Annotated in this window: 13 protein-coding genes; 4 read left to right on the top strand and 9 right to left on the bottom strand. The window is 72.0% G+C overall.

The genetic code is table 11. From position 1 onward, the window contains the following. Positions 1-13: 13 nt before the first annotated feature. The 3 genes from NQU54_RS40120 to NQU54_RS40110 form a co-directional block, all read right to left on the bottom strand. Positions 14-964 carry a GlxA family transcriptional regulator gene (locus NQU54_RS40120; protein ID WP_257635295.1) on the bottom strand — a complete coding sequence of 317 codons (951 nt, stop codon included), beginning with the start codon at positions 962-964 and terminating at the stop codon, positions 14-16. A 90-nt stretch (positions 965-1,054) separates the two neighbouring features. Continuing rightward, a complete protein-coding gene (locus tag NQU54_RS40115) occupies positions 1,055-2,287 on the bottom strand; it encodes an FAD-dependent monooxygenase (RefSeq protein ID WP_257635294.1) in 1,233 nt (410 codons plus the stop codon). 366 nt (positions 2,288-2,653) lie between these two features. Further along, positions 2,654-3,478: an AfsR/SARP family transcriptional regulator gene (locus NQU54_RS40110; protein WP_030836626.1), complete on the bottom strand. Its 825-nt coding sequence runs from the start codon at positions 3,476-3,478 to the stop codon at positions 2,654-2,656. Positions 3,479-3,661: 183 nt separating this feature from the next. Between NQU54_RS40110 and NQU54_RS40105 the strand changes: the two genes are divergently transcribed. The 3 genes from NQU54_RS40105 (at position 3,662) to NQU54_RS40095 (ending at position 7,673) form a co-directional block, all read left to right on the top strand. Next, a complete protein-coding gene (locus tag NQU54_RS40105) occupies positions 3,662-3,916 on the top strand; it encodes a hypothetical protein (RefSeq protein ID WP_257635293.1) in 255 nt (84 codons plus the stop codon). Between the two features lie 7 nt (positions 3,917-3,923). After that, positions 3,924-6,296 carry a TOMM precursor leader peptide-binding protein gene (locus NQU54_RS40100; RefSeq protein ID WP_257635292.1) on the top strand — a complete coding sequence of 791 codons (2,373 nt, stop codon included), beginning with the start codon at positions 3,924-3,926 and terminating at the stop codon, positions 6,294-6,296. Between the two features lie 138 nt (positions 6,297-6,434). Beyond that, entirely contained in the window at positions 6,435-7,673 is a 1,239-nt protein-coding gene (locus NQU54_RS40095) for a sensor histidine kinase (RefSeq protein ID WP_257635291.1), read from the top strand. 131 nt (positions 7,674-7,804) lie between these two features. On the opposite strand, the gene NQU54_RS40090 is transcribed toward NQU54_RS40095, so the two are convergent. Then, on the bottom strand, positions 7,805-8,410 hold the full coding sequence (locus tag NQU54_RS40090; RefSeq protein ID WP_079257772.1) for a response regulator transcription factor: 606 nt from the start codon (positions 8,408-8,410) through the stop codon (positions 7,805-7,807). Positions 8,411-8,746: 336 nt separating this feature from the next. Next, entirely contained in the window at positions 8,747-10,015 is a 1,269-nt protein-coding gene (locus NQU54_RS40085) for a M6 family metalloprotease domain-containing protein (RefSeq protein ID WP_257635290.1), read from the bottom strand. 321 nt (positions 10,016-10,336) lie between these two features. Between NQU54_RS40085 and NQU54_RS40080 the strand changes: the two genes are divergently transcribed. Next, on the top strand, positions 10,337-12,274 hold the full coding sequence (locus tag NQU54_RS40080; protein ID WP_257635309.1) for an EAL domain-containing protein: 1,938 nt from the start codon (positions 10,337-10,339) through the stop codon (positions 12,272-12,274). 2 nt (positions 12,275-12,276) lie between these two features. Here NQU54_RS40080 and NQU54_RS40075 read toward each other — a convergent pair whose 3' ends face one another. From NQU54_RS40075 to NQU54_RS40060, 4 genes are all read right to left on the bottom strand, one after another. Then, positions 12,277-13,404 carry an LLM class flavin-dependent oxidoreductase gene (locus NQU54_RS40075; protein ID WP_174881944.1) on the bottom strand — a complete coding sequence of 376 codons (1,128 nt, stop codon included), beginning with the start codon at positions 13,402-13,404 and terminating at the stop codon, positions 12,277-12,279. Between the two features lie 220 nt (positions 13,405-13,624). Beyond that, on the bottom strand, positions 13,625-15,499 hold the full coding sequence (locus NQU54_RS40070; protein WP_257635289.1) for a phospholipase C: 1,875 nt from the start codon (positions 15,497-15,499) through the stop codon (positions 13,625-13,627). 156 nt (positions 15,500-15,655) lie between these two features. Continuing rightward, positions 15,656-16,876, bottom strand: a complete 1,221-nt coding sequence (efeB, locus tag NQU54_RS40065; protein WP_257635288.1) for an iron uptake transporter deferrochelatase/peroxidase subunit — start codon at positions 16,874-16,876, stop codon at positions 15,656-15,658. After that, complete coding sequence (locus tag NQU54_RS40060) at positions 16,873-18,120, bottom strand: EfeM/EfeO family lipoprotein (RefSeq protein WP_257635287.1); 1,248 nt, start codon at positions 18,118-18,120, stop codon at positions 16,873-16,875. Before NQU54_RS40060 ends, efeB begins: the two co-directional genes overlap by 4 nt. Between the last annotated feature and the right edge of the window lie 113 nt (positions 18,121-18,233).

The raw sequence follows: 18,233 nt of genomic DNA, 5'->3' as shown, positions 1-18,233 counted from the left end.
TCGCAGAAGCGGCTTATCCGGCGTTTCGCCGGAAGGCGGAGCGGTAGCTGTGCGGGCTGGTGCCGACGACGCGCTTGAAGCGGTCCCGGAAGGAGGTGGGCGAGCCGAATCCGACCTGGGTGGCGATGCGCTCGACCGGGTGGGTGGTGGCCTCCAGCAGATACTGCGCCTGGCGGATCCTGGCGCGGTGCAGCCATTGGAGCGGGGTGGTCCCGGTGTGCTCCCGGAAGCGGCGGTTGAGGGTGCGGGTGCTCATGCCGGCATGGGCGGCGATCTCGGTGAGGGTGAGGTCCCGCGCGGCGTTGTCCTCCATCCACCGCAGCAGGGGTTCGAACAGCGATCCGCGCGGTACGGGCGGCTGGTCATGGACGATGAACTGGGCCTGCCCGCCCTCCCGTTCCAGGGGCATCACGGACAGCCGGGCGGCGTCGGCGGCCACGGCGGAACCATGGTCGCGCCGGATGATGTGCAGACACAGATCGAGCCCGGCCGCGGCGCCCGCCGAGGTGAGGAACTGGCCGTTGTCCACATAGAGCACATCCGGGTCGACCTGGATCTTCGGATGGAGCTCGGCGAGCAGCGCACCGCCGAGCCAGTGTGTGGTGGCGCAGTGCCCGTCGAGCAGCCCGGTGGCGGCGAGGATGAAGGCCCCGGAGCAGATCGAGGCGATACGGGTGCCCCGCCCGGCCGCGTCCCGCAGCGCGTCGTTCACCTCGGCGGGGACCGGAAGCAGTGGGTCACTACGGCCGGGCACGACGATGGTGTCGGCCTCGGCGAGCGCCTCGAGTCCGTACGGCGCCTGGAGGGCGAACACCCCGGCGTCGATGGTGGGGGTGGGCCCGCAGACCCGGACCCGGTAGGGCTCCCGGCCATCGGGCAGCCGGGTGCGGGTGAACACCTCGATCGGGGTGGCCAGATCAAAGGCGATGACCTGATCCAGCGCCAGGATCACGACAGTGTGCATGGCCTCAACCTAGGCCATACGGCCTATGGCACCACCGTCGGGGTGGCGAGAAGCGGTGTGCCAACGAATTCCGGCCATCGCGCTCCGGCGCTATGTCCGGCCGCACACTCCGGCGTCGGCGATACGGATCGACGGATTGCCGTAGGCCATGCGCTGGAGGATCTTGCGATAGAGCGGTGTACGACGCAGCGCCCGCGCGAGACGGGGGCGCACCCGGGTGGTGAACGCGCCCTGCGAGAGGATCGCCCGGCTCTGCAAGGTCTGCATCCGCATGACCGCCGCGATATCGGGCCCGCGCCGCCGCTCGAACTCCGCCAGCCGCTCGGCGCTGGTGTCGCCCTCGGCCAGGGCACGGGTCAGCAGGGGGTGCAGCACCACCGCGTCCTGCACCGCGAGGTTGATGCCCTGGGCGCCGATCGGGCTGTGGGTGTGGGCCGCGTCACCGATCAGCACCAGACCGTCGGCGGCCCAGCGCTCGGCACGGGCGGAGAAGACATCGAGCACACCGAGATCGGCCGGGGTCCGGATCTGGTCGCGGATCAGCGTGGCGTACCGCGGCACGGCGCGCACCAGCCGCTCCTTGACATGGTCGAGGCCGAGGGCGGCCAGATGGCCGTAGCGCCGGTGCGGCAGGGTCCAGCCGATCTGGATCCGGTTCGGCCAGGAGCCGTAGACCAGCACCGGGCCGCCGCCGGTGCGGAACACCCGCACATCGCGGACCGGCGGCTCCTCCGGGGACGCGGTGAGCGCGCACCACAGGACATCCTGGGCGAACGCCTCGGCGCGGCCCGCCCCGATACCCGCCAGCCGCCGGACCCGTGAGAACCGGCCGTCCGCGCCGACCACGACCCGCGCCCGTACGGCACAACGGCCCGGCGGTCCGTCGGCGATCACCCCGGCGATCCGCTCATCCCGCCGCAGCAGACCACCGGCCCGCCATCCGGGCAGATAACGGAAGCCGGGCGAGCGGCGGCAGCGGGCGAGGAGCTCATCCAGCAGATGGGGGCGCGGAACGCTCAACAGGTGGTCGTACGGGGCCGGAAGCAGCCGGTAGTCGGCCTCCAGCAGCACCCGCTCGCCCTCCATCACCAGGAACCGGTGGTGCTCATGGGCACCGCGGGCGCGGGCGCCGGAGAGCACATCGAGCGCGTCCAGCAACTCCATCGCGCCGGGCTGGAGGATTTCGCCGCGGACCACGCGCTGATGCGCGCGGGCGCACTCCAGGACGGTCACCCGGGCCCCCGACCGCAGCATCAGCAGCGCCAGCACCAGACCGGCCGGGCCGCCCCCGACCACGCACACATCGGTGTCGATCTCGCGCATCGTCGCGCCTCCTGCTGGTCGGGCTCCAGGACCTGGGCACCGGGCGCCAGTGACACCCCCTGACGCTCCCTGGACGCGCTACGGCTCCGCTTGCCCGCGCGGGGGGATCGGGCAGCGGAGCCGTAGCAGGCCCGGCTGAAGGGCGGCGCCGGGCGTTTTTGGGGGGATGGTTCATCGGACGGGGACGGCTGGTACGGGACCTACGAGACCTACGGGAACCGGGCCCACGAGACTTCGGACGAGGGCGGTATCAGGGATCGGCTGTCGGCTGTCGGCTGTCGGCTGTCGGCTGTCGGCTGTCGGCTGTCGGCTGTCGGTCTATTCGGTCGAGGGACTACGCGGTCGAGGGGCAATGCGGTCGAGGGGCTATGCGGCGAACAGGTCGAGCACCGGGCGGCGCCAGTGGCCGTCCAGGTCCAGATCGAGCGCCGGGTCGGAGGCGAGCACCGCCTGCTGGAGCTTCTGGAGCCGCGGCGACGGCTCCAGCCCGAGGTCCTCGACCAGCCTGGCGCGCAGCCCCTGGTAGACCTCCAGCGCCTGCCAGGGGCGGCCCGCGCGGTAGAGCGCGGCCATGCACTGGGCGTGCAACCCCTCGTGCAGCGGATGGCGGGCCGTCAACTCGGTGAGCTCGGTGAGCAGCTCGGCATGGCGGCCCAGCCGCAGATCGGCCTCGATACGGCGCTCCAGGACGCCGAGCCGGCTCTCCTCCAGACGGGCCAGCTCGATCTCCAGAACCGGCCCGACCTTCACATCCACCAGCGCGGGGCCGCGCCACACGGCCAGCGCCTCGCGCAGCAGCAGGGACGCCTGCACATCGTCCCCGGCGTCCAGCGCCTCCCGCCCCGCGGCCACCAACCGGTCGTACTCATGGATGTCCACCGCACCCGGCTGGGCCTCCAGCACATATCCGCCGTAGCGCGTGGCCAGCACATCCTTGGATGCCTGCGGGGCCTGCGGGCCATAGGCGGCGGCCAGCCTGCGGCGCAGCTGGAGGATGTAGGTCTGCAAAGTGGTGAGCGCGCTGCGTGGCATCTGTGTGCCCCAGATTTCCTCCATAAGAGTGGGCACCGGGAGCATCTGGTTGGCGTAGACGGAAAGCAATGCAAGGATCTGGCGCGGCTTGCCCGCGCTCGGCACGATCGACTGACCGCACGCCTCGACGCTCAGCGGCCCCAACACCTTGATGTCCATGGTCGTGTACCTCCGTCAACGGTCCGTCAAGTGCCTCCTGGCCGCGCGGCCCTGCCACCGAGGCATCTAAGAGCCTCGCTTGTGGGCGGCCTGTGCGGCCAGTGCCGGAGTAACGAGCTCGATATGAGTTCCAGAGCCCCGCACCATGACAAATTCACACCCCTGGCGATGAGAGAGTCCGCGATGACCGATACGCCCGTCCCAAATGAGTCCACGAGCCCCGCCGGCCTGGCTTCTTCCGCCGAGAACACCGAGGTCACCGGGGTCGCCGAGATCACCGAACGCGTCAGGCTCGCCGAGCGCGCCGGGGACGTCGGGGCCGCCGAGGCCGTTCATCCGCCCGTCGAGGCGGACGACCTGGTCATCGAGGACCTCTCCGAGGCCGCCTGGGCCGTCCCCGCGGCCGGCATCTGCATCTGCACCGTCGGCGCCGAATGACCGGCCGATGACCGGCGAACTGGGCTTCACACCACATCTGCGGGTCGAGCCGGTGCCGGGCGAGGCCGTGTATCTCGTCTCCGAGCACGGGGTCACGGCGCTGCACGGGCAGGCGATCGCCGCGCTGGCGCCGCTGCTCGACGGGTCGCGGGACCTCGCCCACATCCTCACCGAGGCCGCCGCGCCCGCCCGCGCCGCGGGCCCGGCCGGCGCGGTCCCGGCCGGGCAGGCCGAGCGCGTCATCGCCCGACTCCGCGCGGCCGGGCTGGTCTCCGAGCGGGAGCGCGCCTCGACCCCTGAGGCGGCGTACTGGGAGCTGGCGGGGCCGGCCGCCGTGGGCGGCCCCACCCCGGCGCCCGCGCCCCGGGCGTCCCGCCCCGCCGTGGCCCCGCTGGTCCTCGGCTCGGCCGACCCGGGCGAAGTGGTCCGGGCGCTGCGCGCCGCGGGGCTGAGGACCGCTGCCTCGAGGACCGTGGGCGGGGCCGCGGCGGACCGGGGGGCGGTGGACGGCGATCCGACGGTTTCCGGGGCCGCTACTCCTCGCCGAGAGATATGTCAAATCGCCCCTCGTCAACATGGCGACACAGAACTCACCCTTGTGGTGTGCGATGACTACCTCGATCCCCGGCTCGCCGCCGTGGACGCCGCGCACCGCGCAGCCGGCCTTCGCTGGCTGCCCGTCAAACCGGTCGGCACCCAGGCGTGGCTGGGCCCGTTCCTCGGCGCCCCCGACGATCCGTGCTGGGACTGTCTGGCCGACCGGCTGTGGCGCGGACGGCAGGCCGAGGCGTATCTCCAGCGCCGGCTCGGCCGCCCGGGGCCGGTGCCGCGCCCGCCCGCCTCCCTGCCCGCGAGCCGCGCCGCGGCGCTCCAGCTCGCCGCCCTGGAGGCCGCCAAGTGGCTTGCCGGACACCGGCATCCGGGCCAGCGGGAGCTGCGCACCCTGGACAGCCTCACCGCCACCGTGGACCGCCATCCGCTCGCCCGCCGGCCACAGTGCGCCGGCTGCGGCGATCCGGCGCTGGTCGCGGCCCGGATACGGGCGCCCCTGTCGCTGCCGTCGCCACGGGACCCGCTCATCGGTACCGACGCCGACACCTCCCCGCGCGGGATCATGGAGCGCTACGGACATCTGGTGGACCCCGTCACCGGGCTGGTCACCGAGATCCGGCGCGATCCGCGCGGCCCGGCCGTCCTCAACTGCTTCCACGCCCGCCACCCCTCGTACGCCGGGGCGGGCCCCCACAGCGGCCTGGACGCCGTAAGGGCGGGGCTGCGGGCCGCCGCCCACGGTAAGGGCCGCACGGCCGAACAGGCGCGGGCGAGCGCGCTGTGCGAGGCCCTGGAGCACTACAGCGGCCATTTCCAGGGGGACGAGCCCCGTCAGCGCGCCCGCTACCGCGATCTGCGCCCGGACGACGTGATGCATCCGGACACCGTCCAGCTCTTCGATCCGCGGCAGTTCCGGGACCCCGCCCTCCCCGCGCGCCACCGGATCAACGATCCGTTCGACGAGGGCGCGGAGCTGGACTGGACCCCGGTGTGGTCGCTCACCGCCGAACGCCACCGGCTGCTGCCCACCGCGCTGCTGTACTACGGCGCCCCGCAGCCCCCGGGCGGCCGCTGCTGCCGGGCGGACTCCAACGGCGCGGCGGCCGGCGGCACCCTGGCCGACGCCGTCGTACGGGGCTTTCTGGAGCTGGTGGAGCGGGACGCGGTCGCCCTGTGGTGGTACAACCGCACCCGGCAGCCCGCCGTGGCCCTCGACGCCTTCGACGACCCCTGGCTGGCCGAGGTGCGCGCCGCCCACCGGGGCGTACGGCGCGAGGTGTGGGCCCTGGACCTCACCACGGACTTCGGCATTCCGGTGGTCGCCGCGCTCTCCCGGCGCCTCGACAAGCCCGCCGAGGACATCACCCTCGGCTTCGGCGCCCACTTCGACCGGCACACCGCGCTCTGCCACGCCTTCGCCGAGCTCAACCAGATGCTTCCGGCGGTGGTCGAGGCCCGTGCCGACGGCGGGGGCTACGGCGCGGCCGAGCCCGAGGCGCTGCGCTGGTTCCGCACCGCGACCCTCGCCGACCACCCGTATCTGACACCCGATCCGGCCGCCCCGCCGCCCCCGATATCCGGCCCCCCGGAGGGCGACGCGACGGCCGCCGTAAGGGAGTTGGCGCGCGGGCGCGGGATGGAGCTGCTGGTGCTTGACCAGACCCGGCCGGATGTGGGACTGCCGGTGGCCAAGGTGCTGATGCCCGGGATGCGCCCGCACTGGGCCCGGTTCGCGCCCGGCCGGCTCTTCGACGTACCCGTCGCGCTCGGCCGGCTGTCGGCCCCCACGCCCTATGCGGACCTCAACCCGATTCCGTTTTTCCTGTGATTCCCCGTGACACCCGGTAACTCTGCGTACACCATGAGCCTTCTACGCGGCCTCTCCACCTCCACCGAAGATCGGATACTCTCGGGCAAGCCACCCAATCCGGCTCGACCATCCGGAGGACGAGTGCAGGGGAGCCTCTTGCCCGACGGTGCCGGGAACCACCCACCGCGTCACCATGACGATCTGGCGCCGCGTCTGGCCGTGGTCATCACGGTCATCGTGCTGGTGGGCTACTTCTCCGTGGCCGTCACCTATGTGGTCGACGGCAATCGTTCGGGCGGGACGATCGACGCGGCGATGCTCGCGCTGGCGCTGCTGCCGATGACCGTCCTGCTCTGCCTCCAACTGCTGCACTCCTTCCCCGGCCTCGCGCCCCGGCTCAGCGGCGCCCGGCACTGGACGCTGGCGCTCCAGGCGGTGCTGACCTTCGCCCCGTTCGCGATCTTCAAGCACGCCTGGCTGGGCATGCCGGGCTTCCTGGCCGGCTCCTCGCTGCTGGTGCTGGTTCCGGCGCTGGCGTGGCCCGCGTTCGCGGCCATCCTGCTGTGCACGGACGTGCTGCTGTTCCAGGTCGGCTTCGGCTGGGGCCAGGTCGCGTACACCTCGGTCTCCACCGCGCTGACCGGGCTGGTGGTCTTCGGGCTCTCGCGGCTGTCCGGGCTGGTCGCGGAGGTGTCCCGGTCCCGGGCGGAACTGGCCCGGCTGGCGGTCGCCCAGGAGCGGCTGCGGTTCTCCCGGGACGTGCACGATCTGCTGGGCTACAGCCTGTCCACGATCACCCTCAAATGCGAGCTGGTGCACCGGCTGGTGCCCCGGCAGAACTCCCGCGCCCAGCAGGAGCTCTCGGAGATCCTCCAGACCTCCCGTCAGGCCCTCGCCGACGTACGGGCCGTGGCCAGCGGCTATCGCAAGATGTCGCTGTCGGCGGAGGCGGCCACGGCCCGCTCGATGCTGGCCGCGGCGGGCATCAGCGCCACGGCCGAGATCGACTGCGCACCGCTGCCGGAGCTGGTGGACACGGTGCTGGCGAGCGTGTTGCGCGAGGGGCTGACCAATGTGCTGCGCCACAGCAAGGCCGACCACTGCGCGTTCGAGGCACGGCGCAGCGGCCACCGGGTGTGGCTGACCCTCGTCAACGACGGGGTCGGCCGGCCGTCCACGATCCTGCGCGCCGACAGCACGGACGGCGGCAGCGGAATCGGGAACCTCCGGGTGCGGGTGGAGAACCTCGGCGGGCGGCTGCGCGCGGGCGTACGGTCGGACGGCTGGTTCGAGTTACGGGCGGAGCTGGATGTGTCCGTGGCCGCGCCGCGGCGAAGCGGCCGGGAGCGCGGCTCGGAGGAGGAGTACGGCCCGGGGCCGACCGTGACGGCGTGACAGGCGGCCCGGGGCGGCGTAACAAGGCCCGTGGCGGCGTGGCCCCGCGACGCGCGGCGAGAACCGTGGCGGCGCGGCGCGACCATGGCGGCGCGGCGCGACCATGGCGGCGCGGCAAGGCCCGGTCGCCGCTACAGCCAGCCCGCCTCGCGGGCGATCCGGATGGCGTCGACCCGGTTGCGGGCGTCCAGCTTGGTCACGGCGGACGTCAGGTAGTTGCGCACCGTGCCCACCGACAGAAACAGCTTGGCCGCGATCTGCCCGGAGTCCTCCCCCTTCGCGGCGAACCGCAGAACCTCCAGCTCACGTGGGGTCAGCGGCTGCGGACCGTCGTCCAGGGCGGCCAGCGCGAGCTGTGGATCGATCACCCGCTCGCCCTTGGCGACGGCGCGGATGGCGTCGCTCAGCTTCTCCGGGCTGCTGTCCTTCAGCAGAAAGCCGGAGACATGGGCGGCCAGCGCCCGGCGCAGATTCCCGGGGCGGCCGAGGCTGGTGAGCATCATGGTGCGGCATTCGGGGACGGCGGTGCTCAACTCGGCCGCGGCGGTGAGCCCGTCCATACCGGGCAGATCGATGTCGAGCACCGCGACATCCGGGCGGAGCTCACGGGCGCGCGGCAGGATGTCGGCCCCGTCGGGGAATTCGGCCACCACCTCGATGTCCGGTTCGAATTCCAGCAGGGCGACCAGGGCCTTGCGCAACATATGCATGTCTTCCGCGATCAGCACCCTGACCATGCCGCCCCCTGCTCCACCCGCCCGGCTTCCCCCGCATGACGATTATTCCCCCGCTCTCCCGGACCTTCCATCGATTCGCGGGCAAATCCGCCCGTCGAACGCATACCCCGTAGCACGAGCGCGATCGCGCGCCCCCTTGTCATGCCGCACCACCCCGGCAGGGCTCACCGGCCTCCCTCCCGAACTCGGCGTGCGGCGCGCGTACTTCACCCGGGTCGACCCCAGGGCGTCACGGATCCGTCCGGTCGTCGGGTCCACGACGGCGGGGCGCGGCGGGGCGGGAAGGCGGCCATGGTCCCGGCCGGGACGGGCGCCTTCGGCCGGCGGGCCGCCGCGTCATCCGGGCGCCTGGCGGTTGACCCGTACGGTCCAGCCTCCGTCGGCGGCGCGGCCGGCCACCGTGATCCGTACGTCGTCCTCCTTGACCGAAAGGGTGTCGCCGACGCCGAGCGGGGCGTCGGCGAGTTCGGGGTAGACCGACTCGTTCCAGCAGGCGGAGGTGGTGGGGTGGCCGTCCAGCACCTGGACGGGGCCGTCGCCGGACGCCTTGTCGTTGTGGACGCGGTAGACCAGCACGCCCTCGGTACAGATGCCCGCGTCGTTGCCACGGCCGCCGCGCGCCTCGATGGCCAGCGCGGTGGTGGGCCCGGTGCGGACCACGACCAGCCGGGTGCGGAAGTCGGCGCCGGGCCCGCCGCGCGCCATGGGGGCGCTGAGGGGCTGGAGGGTGTATCTGCGCGGACCGGTGAGGCGGTCGCAGGCCACCTGGCGCGCGCCGAGCCAGCCCAGCTTCCACTTGTGCCAGCCGAACGGATCGGGTGCCATCCCGAACTGGCTTCCCATCAGGTCCCAGTCGCCGACGTAGGTGTCCCATTCGGCGTTACCGTCGGTGTCCTTCGGCCGGTGGTAGAGGTCGGGAAGGTCGAAGACATGCCCGGTCTCATGGGCCAGCACATTGCGGTCCGGTGGATGGTGCTCGAAAACGGTGACCAGACGACGCAGATCGACACCATCGGCGCGCAGTGGCTTTTCGAAGTTGACCACTTTCGTCGCATCGGCGTCCACACCGGGGGCATCGGGGTCGGCGACCAGATAGACGAGGTCATAGCGGCCGAAGTCGAGGTGCGGATCGGCGGACGCGATGGCGTCGCGCAGATAGGCGGCCCGCCGCTGGGCGTTCCAGTCGCGCTGTATGGCGTACGCGGTGGACCGCTGGGGCATGGCGATCCAGCGCCGCAGCGGATGTACGCGCAGCGCGAATTTCCCGTAGGAGGCCCTTTTGAAGAAGTCGGGGGTCGCGGGGATATGGTCGGCGGCCAGCCGGGCGGGGGTCACCCTGGGCCTGGCGTCGGGAAAGGACAGGAAGACCATCGCCGCGTCCAGTCGGCGTACCGGGCGCGGATAGCGGGAGTTCCAGGTGTCCAGGCCCTCCGAGTGGTGGGCGTCGGTACGTTCCAGGTCACAGGGTCCGCCGGGGCCGGCGGCGACGGCGGGGCCCGCCACCACGGTGGTCGCGATGAGCGCGCTCAGCGAGGTCAGCAGGGCCTGGGTCCGACGCAGCCGAGGCCGCTGGTGCACTCCCTCGGGTACCTGAGGACGCACCATGTCGACCTCCCGGGCGTAGTCGGAACACCCACTCCACCCTGAGGTGAATTGGCGGGGTACGCCCTGTTGAGTTGGGCTGGTCGAGTGAAGAGGCCGCTATCCGGGTACGTAACAGACGGTCACATTCGGTCAGAGCGGCTGTTTGCACGCGCAGAGTCGAACAGATACGACCAAACACATTGTCAAGGCGGCGGTGAGCGCGATGACGTCGATGGAACGCCCGAAGTACGAGCCCCTATGATCGGCACATCTTCAGCGGGGAATCCCCCTTCAGGCAGCCAATTACGGTCTGCCCGGCACCCGGTGTGAGACATGCGCAAGATGTGTACGAACAACTTGGAAACAACAAACGCCACGCGGGAGCGAGCGGTGAGCGGAACCCCCGACGGGCAGGGTCGCGCCCCGGGCGCGACCCTGCCCGCGATCACAGAGCGTGATGCCATCCCGAGCGTCCTCCCTGTCGCGGAGGACCCCGGCGCACCACGTCCGGCCCCAAGCGCGCCGTCGGTCCCGGGCGCGCCCCCGAGCCCGGTCACGCCCCCGGGCGCAGGGCACACCCCGGGCCCGGCGCCCGGCGACTACCGCGCCGCCTTCAACGCGGCGCGCCTGGCCATGGCGGTCGTCGACCGCGAGGGGAGGGTGCTCGACGCCAACCCCGCGCTCGGCGCCCTGCTCGGCACCGATCCGGGCCTGCTGACCACCCGCAGCGCGGCCGACCTGGCCGATCTGCACGAGGATCCGCGCACCTGGCGGGAGTACCGGGAGGTCCTGGGCGGCCGCCTCGCGCGGCTGCGCCGCACCCGGCGGCTGCTGCGCGCCGACGGCCATGCCCTGTGGGCCGAGATCACCGTCGAGCCGGCGCCGGACAGTTGCAGCCTGCTGCTGTCCATGGCCGACATCAGCGATCAGCGGGACCTCCAGGGGCGGCTGCGCCATCTCCAGATGCACGACCCGGTGACCAAGCTGCCCAACCGCAGCCTGTTCTTCGAGCGGATGACCTCGGCGCTGGAGGCGGCCACCTACGACCACGAGGGCACCGGCCGGATCGGGCTCTGCTATCTCGACCTGGACGGCTTCAAGGCGGTCAACGACACCCTCGGCCACCGGGTCGGCGACCGGCTGCTCGGCGCGGTCGCCCAGCGGCTCATCGACTGCGCGGCGCCCGGCGGCCATCTCGTGGCGCGGCTCGGCGGGGACGAGTTCGCCCTGCTGGTCCGCAACTCCACCGGCACCGAGCAGCTGTGCGACCTCGCCCGGTCGGTGCTGGCCGCCCTTCAGGAGCCGTTCGACGTGGGCGGGCAGCGGCTGTCGGTGTCGGCGAGCATCGGCGTGGTGGAGCGGCCCGCGGCCGGCACCCACACCACCTGGCTGATGCAGGCCGCGGACACCACGCTGTACTGGGCCAAGGAGGACGGCAAGGCGCGCTGGACCCTCTTCGACCCGGAGCGCAACGCCCATCGGATGACCCGGCAGGCGCTGTCCAGCACCCTGCGCCCGGCGGTCGAGCGGGAGGAGTTCGTGCTCGACTACCAGCCGCTGGTGGGTCTTGGCGACGGGGTCGTACGGGGGGTGGAGGCGCTGGTGCGCTGGGACCATCCGCAGTTCGGACGGCTGTCGCCGAACCGGTTCATCCCCCTGGCCGAGGAGAACGGCGCGATCGTGCCGCTGGGCCGGTGGGTGCTGCGCACCGCCTGCCGCCAGGCCCGTGCCTGGCAGCTGGCCAATCCGACGCATCCGCTGGTGGTCAGCGTCAATGTGGCGGTCCGCCAGGTGTGGGACTCCGATCTGGTGGCCGATGTCGGCGCGATCCTGGCGGAGACCCGGCTGCCGCCGCATCTGCTTCAGCTGGAGCTGACCGAGTCGGCGGTGATGGGCTCGACGGGGCGTCCGCTCCAGGCGCTCCAGCAGCTCAGCGACATGGGGGTGGCCATCGCGATCGACGACTTCGGGACCGGCTACTCCAACCTCGCCTATCTCAGCCGGCTGCCGGTCTCCACGCTCAAGCTGGACGGCTCGTTCGTCCAGGGGTTCCGGGCGGAGGAGCATCCGAATCCGGCCGACCAGACCATCGTCGAGGCGCTGGTGCAGCTAGCGCACCGGCTGGGCCTCACGGTGACGGCCGAATGCGTGGAGAGCGCCGAGCAGGCGGAGCGGCTGAGGCGGATCGGCTGCGACACGGGACAGGGGTGGTTCTACTCCCGTCCGGTGCCGCCGGACCGCATCCAGGCGATGATCACCACCTGCCCGGCGTCGGGGTAGGGCTACGCCTCCGTCTGCGCCGTCGGCAGATCGTAGGCATCGGCGATCAGCTCGTACGAGCGCAGACGGGCCTCGCGGCCGTGGGCATTGGCGGTGATCTTGATTTCGTCCACTCCGGTGCGCTTGATCAGCCCGTCGAGTCCCTCACGGACCTGGTCCGGGGTGCCGTACTCGACATTGGCGAGCCAGCTGTTGATGAAGTCGCGCTCGATCTCGTTGGACTCGTACCCCTCGGCCTCCTCGGGCGTCGGCACCAGGCCGGGGCGTCCGGTGCGCAGCCGGATCATGGCCAGGGCGCCGGTGAGCACCTGGCGGTGGGCCTCCTTCTCGTCCTCGGCGGCGAAGGCCGAGACGCCGATCGAGGCGTACGGCTGGTCCAGCACGGCGGACGGCCGGAAGGTCTCGCGGTAGAGGTCGAGCGCGGGCACGGTATTGGCCGCGGAGAAGTGGTGCGCGAAGGAGAACGGCAGCCCGAGCATCCCGGCGAGCCGGGCGCTGAAGCCGCTCGAGCCCAGCAGCCAGATCGAGGGCCGGCCGGCGGACTGGACCCCGCCGGGCACGGTGCCCTGCACCGGCCCCGGCACCGCGTGGATACGGGCGTAGCGGTGGCCGTCGGGGAAGGAGTCGTCGAGGAAGCGGGTCAGCTCGGCGAGCTGCTGGGGGAAGTCGTCGGCGCCCTCGCGCAGCCGCTCGGTGCGGCGCAGGGCGGCGGCCGTGGCCCCGTCGGTGCCGGGCGCGCGACCGAGGCCGAGGTCCACCCGGCCGGGGGCGAACGCCTCCAGGGTGCCGAACTGCTCGGCGATGACCAGCGGGGCGTGGTTGGGGAGCATCACCCCGCCGGAGCCCAGCCGGATCCGCTCGGTGTGCGCGGCGAGATGGGCGAGGATCACCGCCGGGGAGGAGCTGGCGACCCCGGGCATGGAGTGGTGCTCGGCGACCCAGAAGCGGTGGAAGCCCCGGCGCTCGGCGAGCCGGGCCAGCTCGGTGGTGGTGCGCAGCGCCTCGGCGGCCGTCACCCCGCTGCCGACGGTCGCGAGGTCCAGCACCGACAGGGGCACCGGTGCGCTGCCGAGGGGCCGGGCCCGGATGGGGTCGCGCTGGTCGTCTCGCCGGTCCTGCTCATCGGCCACGGTGGCCCGCCTCCCTGGTCGCGCTGCGGTGCGCGTACGCCTGTGCGTCTGCTCGTACGTCTTCGGCTCTACGCCTCTACGTCTACCGGGCACATTCAACCGGAGAAAGGCTCCGCTTTATTCCCCGGCCCCCGGCGGACGGCCGGGCCCGCCGCCACCTGGGGAGGAAGTGCGGCGGCGGACCCGACGGCGGTGTGCCGTCTCTCGCGGCGGACCGGGGCTAGCCCACGGTCCGCGCGGTGCGGCGGCGGTGGAGGGCCAGCGCCGTACCGGCGCCGCCGAGCACCAGCACACCCGCCGTGATGCCGATGGGCAGGGCGGCGGAGGTGCCCCGGTCGTCGGCGAGACGCCGGGTGGTCAGGGCGTCGGCGGCCGCGGCGTTGACGATCGGGGCGTGGGCGGCCAGGGCGGAGGTCGTGTAGTGACCGGCCTTGTGGACCGACGCGACCGAGCCGTCGGACTTCAGCAGCACCTGGGTGTTGTTGGGGTGACGGAAGTCGAACAGCCCGGAGAGGGAGTTCGCCCGGCTGTCGAAGGAGGCGTCACCGATCCGACCGGTGTGCCAGTTGTCCTCGATGAAGCGGGTGATCGACGTCTGCTCGGTCCGGGTGTGGTCGACCTTGTTGGACTTGCTGAAGGGGGAGATCACCAGCAGCGGCTGCCGGGGGCCGGGGCCGCAGCGGTCCTGGTAGCCGCCCGCGGGCGCGGGGCCGGACTGGCAGGCGGGGCTGTCGGTGGCCTTGCCGCCCGAGCCCGTGGTCTTGTCCGTCGACCCGTTGAGGGGCTTGGCGTAGGCGTGGTCGTACCAGCCGTCGCTGTCGTCGTACGCGACGACGATCGCGGTGTCCTTCCACTGCGGGGACTTCTGGATCGCGTTGATCTGCTCGACCAGGAAGTGCTGCTCGTCGACCGGGTCGGAGTAGGCGGCGTGGCCGTCCTGGTACTCGGCGGCCTTCAGGAAGCTGACGGCCGGCAGATGGCCGGTCTTGAGCGCCGCGCCGAAGTCGGTGAGGTCGTAGTTGTGGTTGGCCCGGCCGCTCCGGCCGATCTCCTGGACGTTCTTCGGCGGGAGGTGATGCGGGTTGGCCGTGGACTTGTAGTACTGGAACGGGGCGTGGTGCGGGCTGTAGTCCACCGACTCCGCCCCGCCGACGTTCTTGTGGGTGGTGCCGGAGCACTTGGCGTAGTGGTCCTGCCGGCCGTCCCAGGCGGTGCTGGGCCGGAAGCCGCCCTGGAACCAGCCCCAGGTCACACCCTTGTCGTTGAGCAGATCGCCGAGGTTCCTGCCCTGCATCAGGGCCAGGGCGTTGCCGCTGGTGTGGTCCTTGTTGGAGCAGTCGTCGTAGGCCGGGTCCGGGTCGTTGATCATCGTGCCCACGCCCTTGGCGTCCGGTGAGGCCACCGTGTACGCGTCCGGCTTGTCGGTCTGGATCGGGTTCTCGGTGGAGGACTTGGGGTCGGTGGAGATCACGCCGTGGGTCTGGCCCGAGACCAGCTCCAGCGCTCCGGGGGTGGAGGGGCCGTAGGCCGAGCTGAAGGAGCGGTCGCTCATCGCGTAGTGCTGGGCGTAGTTCCACAGCCCGGTGACGGTGTTGCCGTCGTAGTAATCCATCACCAGACCGGGCTCGCCGAACAGCCCGGTGCACTTGCTGACCTCGGTGTTCTCCACGAACTTATCGGCCTTGCCGGCGTTGGCCGCGTACTGCTCGGGGCCGTAGGAGTGGTTCTGGTCGCAGGTCATGGCCTGGTCGCTGCGCAGCCGCTTGGGCTTGTAGAGATTGGGGTTCTTCTTCAGCAACCCGGCGTGCGCCAGGGTGTCGATGTCCTTGGGGGTGCCCTTGGCCGGCGTGAACGTGGTGCCGTCCGTGTTCGCCGCCTTGGGGTAGGTGCCGAAGTAGTGGTCGAACGAGATGTTCTCGTCGAAGATCACCACCACATGCTTCACCGGGGTCGCGGTGCCGCCGCCCTTGGCGGGCGCGGCCCATGCGGGGGCCACCCCGCCCACGGTCGCCAGGGCCGCGGCGCCGGCGAGGGCACCCCAGCGCATGGCCCGGCCACGCCGTCGGCCGCCTACGGATCCTGCCGTGCCGCCCATGTCATGCCTCCACATGATTCGCGATTCACGCCTGCGCCTGATCCTGTGCCGCGGGCCGGACTCTCCGATGGAATCCATGGAGGCGGCCGAGTGAATAGAGGGTCAGAAGAATCCAAGGAACTCTTGAGGTGTTCTTGACCGGAAGGTGGGGCGGTGTCAGGCCAGAAGGGCGCGCCCCAGCCAGTCGGAGCGGTCTCTCACTCCGGGGAGGGCGAAGAAATAGCCGCCGCCGAAGGGGGTGATGTAGTCCACCAGGGGCTCGCCCGCCAACCGCTTCTGGACGGCCTCGAACTGACGCACGAGATCCTGCTGATAGCAGCAGAACAGCAGCCCCATGTCCAAGTTGCCATTGCCGTCCATGCCCCGGTCGTAGTTGTAGGGGCGGCGGAGTATGCGCTGGTCCTCGGTGCGGGCGGTGCGCGGATTGGCCATCCGTATATGGCTGTCCAGCGGAATGATGTCGCCTTTGGGGTCCTGTGCGTAGCACGGGGTGTCGAACTCGTGCTGACCGTCCAGCGGGGCGCCCGAGTCGCGGCTGCGGCCGAACATGCGCTCCTGCTCGCTGATCGACACCCGGTCCCAGAACTCCACCAGCATCCGGATCAGCCGGATCACCTGATAGCTGCCGCCGGTCGCCCAGGCCGGCTCCCCGGAGTGGGCGCCCACCCACACCAGACGGTCCATCGCACGGGCGTCATCGGTGTCCGGATTGGCGGTGCCGTCCTTGAACCCCATGTGGTTGCGCGGGGTGCCGGACGGGCGCGGCGGGCTGACGAAGCCGTCGATACGCCAGCGGATCTGGAGCGCGCCCCGGGTGTGCCGGGCGATGTCGCGCAGCGCGTGCAGCACCGTGTCGGGGCTGTCGGCGCACAGCTGAAGACTCAGATCGCCATGGCACCAGTCGGGGTCGAGATCGTCGTCGGGGAAGGATTCCATCGTGCTCAGCCGCCGGGGCTTGCGGTCCCGCAGGCCGTAGCGCCCGTCGAAGAGCGAGGCGCCCACGCCGGCGGTCGCGGTCAGCCGGCCAGCGGCCACCTGGGGGCCGAGGGTGCCGGAGTCGGCGGGCGGCGCGGTGATCCCGACCGGGTCGGGGGTGCCTCCGGTGGTGAGGAAGCGGCACCGCTCGGTGAGCGTGCGGAAGGCGTCGGTCAGCTCCTCGCGCCCCTCGGCCATGACGTCGAACGCGATGAAGGCGGCGGCCCGCTGGGGCGGGGTGAGAATGCCGGACTGATGGGGGCCGTGGAAGGGGACACGGGTGGGCTTCTTCTCCGGGCCTTCCTCCTTCGCGGACGCCGTGCCCGCGGCAGCGCCCGCCACCGCGCCGACCGTGCCCGCGGCAGCGCCCAGCAGAAAGCCCCTGCGCAGCACCTCGCTCACCGGGTCCTCCGCACATCCATCAGCGCCGCCACCCGCGACAGCCGCTCCACCAGCGTGCCCGCGTCCGCGTTGAGCCGCTGGCGCCCGGTGCGGCTCAGCCGGTCCAGCGTGGTCCAGTGGTCCCCGTGGTGCGAGCGCTCCAGGGTCCGCTGGGTGCGGTCCAGGTCGCTCTTGAGCTCGGGCAGCCACGGGGCGCGGGGCTTCAGCAGCGGCTCCAGCCGGCGCAGCACGGCCCGGGTGCCGTCGACGTTGGCCCGCGCGGTGGCCAGGTTGGTGCCGCTGCCGTAGTCGGTGCGGCCGGTCAGCTCGAACTGCACGGTGTTCTCCATGATCTCGTGCGCCCGCAGGCCCAGGTCGGCCGGGTCCATCCGCGCCTGCGACCAGTCCTCCCTCAGCTTTCGGACATCCTTGACGAGCTGGTCGGCGACCGGGCGCAGAGCGCTCGCGGACTGACCGTGCCACAGGCCGTACTCCAGGCGGTGGAAGCCGGTGAAGTCCGGGTCGTGGACCCCGCCGGACAGCCCCGCCGTGGTGCCGTTGATCGCCCCATCGGCGTCGCCGAAGGCACCATAGGCGGCGCCCATCCGCTCGTACACCAGATGGGCGGGCAGCCAGGCCGCACGGGCCGTGGCCGGCTCACCGCAGTGGATGGCCGAGCGCAGCGCGTCCGTACGCCGCACCAGCTCGTCCATCCGGCCCGCCACCCACTTCTGGTAGGCGATGGTGGGCGGGATCAGATCCTGCTGGCTGACCGGGACCGCGGCCGGTCCACCGCCGCGCGCCGGTCCGGGAACACGGACGGTGGGCCCGGTGACCGCGTCCGCGTCCTCGGGCAGGCAGACAAAGGCGTAGGAGCCCCCGCCGAGCGTGACGCTCAGCGGTCTGCTGGTGCCGGGGCCCAGGCCCTCCACCTCTCCGTAGACGGCGCCGTTCGCCGGATCGGTGAGATGGACCTCGGCCGGTCTGCTGGAGGTGTTCCGCAGATCGAAGACCTGCTTGCCACGGGTGGCATCGGTCCAGCCATGGCCACAGCCACCCTCGGACACCTCGACGGAGGTGTGCCGGAGCCCGTCCGGGGCCTTCGCGGGCGCGCTCGCGCTCGCGGAGGGGTTCGCACGGGGGCCGTCCGAGGATCCTCCGCCGACCGCCAGCACGCCGATCCCGACGGCCGTGGCCACCGTCACCGCACCGGCGACCAGCAGATGACGTGCCGACGGGACCGGGGAGAGATGATGGCGACGCACGGCTGCATGCTAGGCGCAGTCCGATAAGCGGAATGCCCCGATGGCGAAAGAGCGACATGGAATTCCGCCGGGATTCAGCTCCCTGTCATCGGCTCCTCGGCCATCTCGGCACG

The sequence above is a fragment of the Streptomyces malaysiensis subsp. samsunensis genome, from assembly GCF_024519315.1.
GTDB classification, from domain to species: Bacteria; Actinomycetota; Actinomycetes; order Streptomycetales; family Streptomycetaceae; genus Streptomyces; species Streptomyces malaysiensis.
This window is presented reverse-complemented; position numbering and strand designations above follow the sequence as displayed.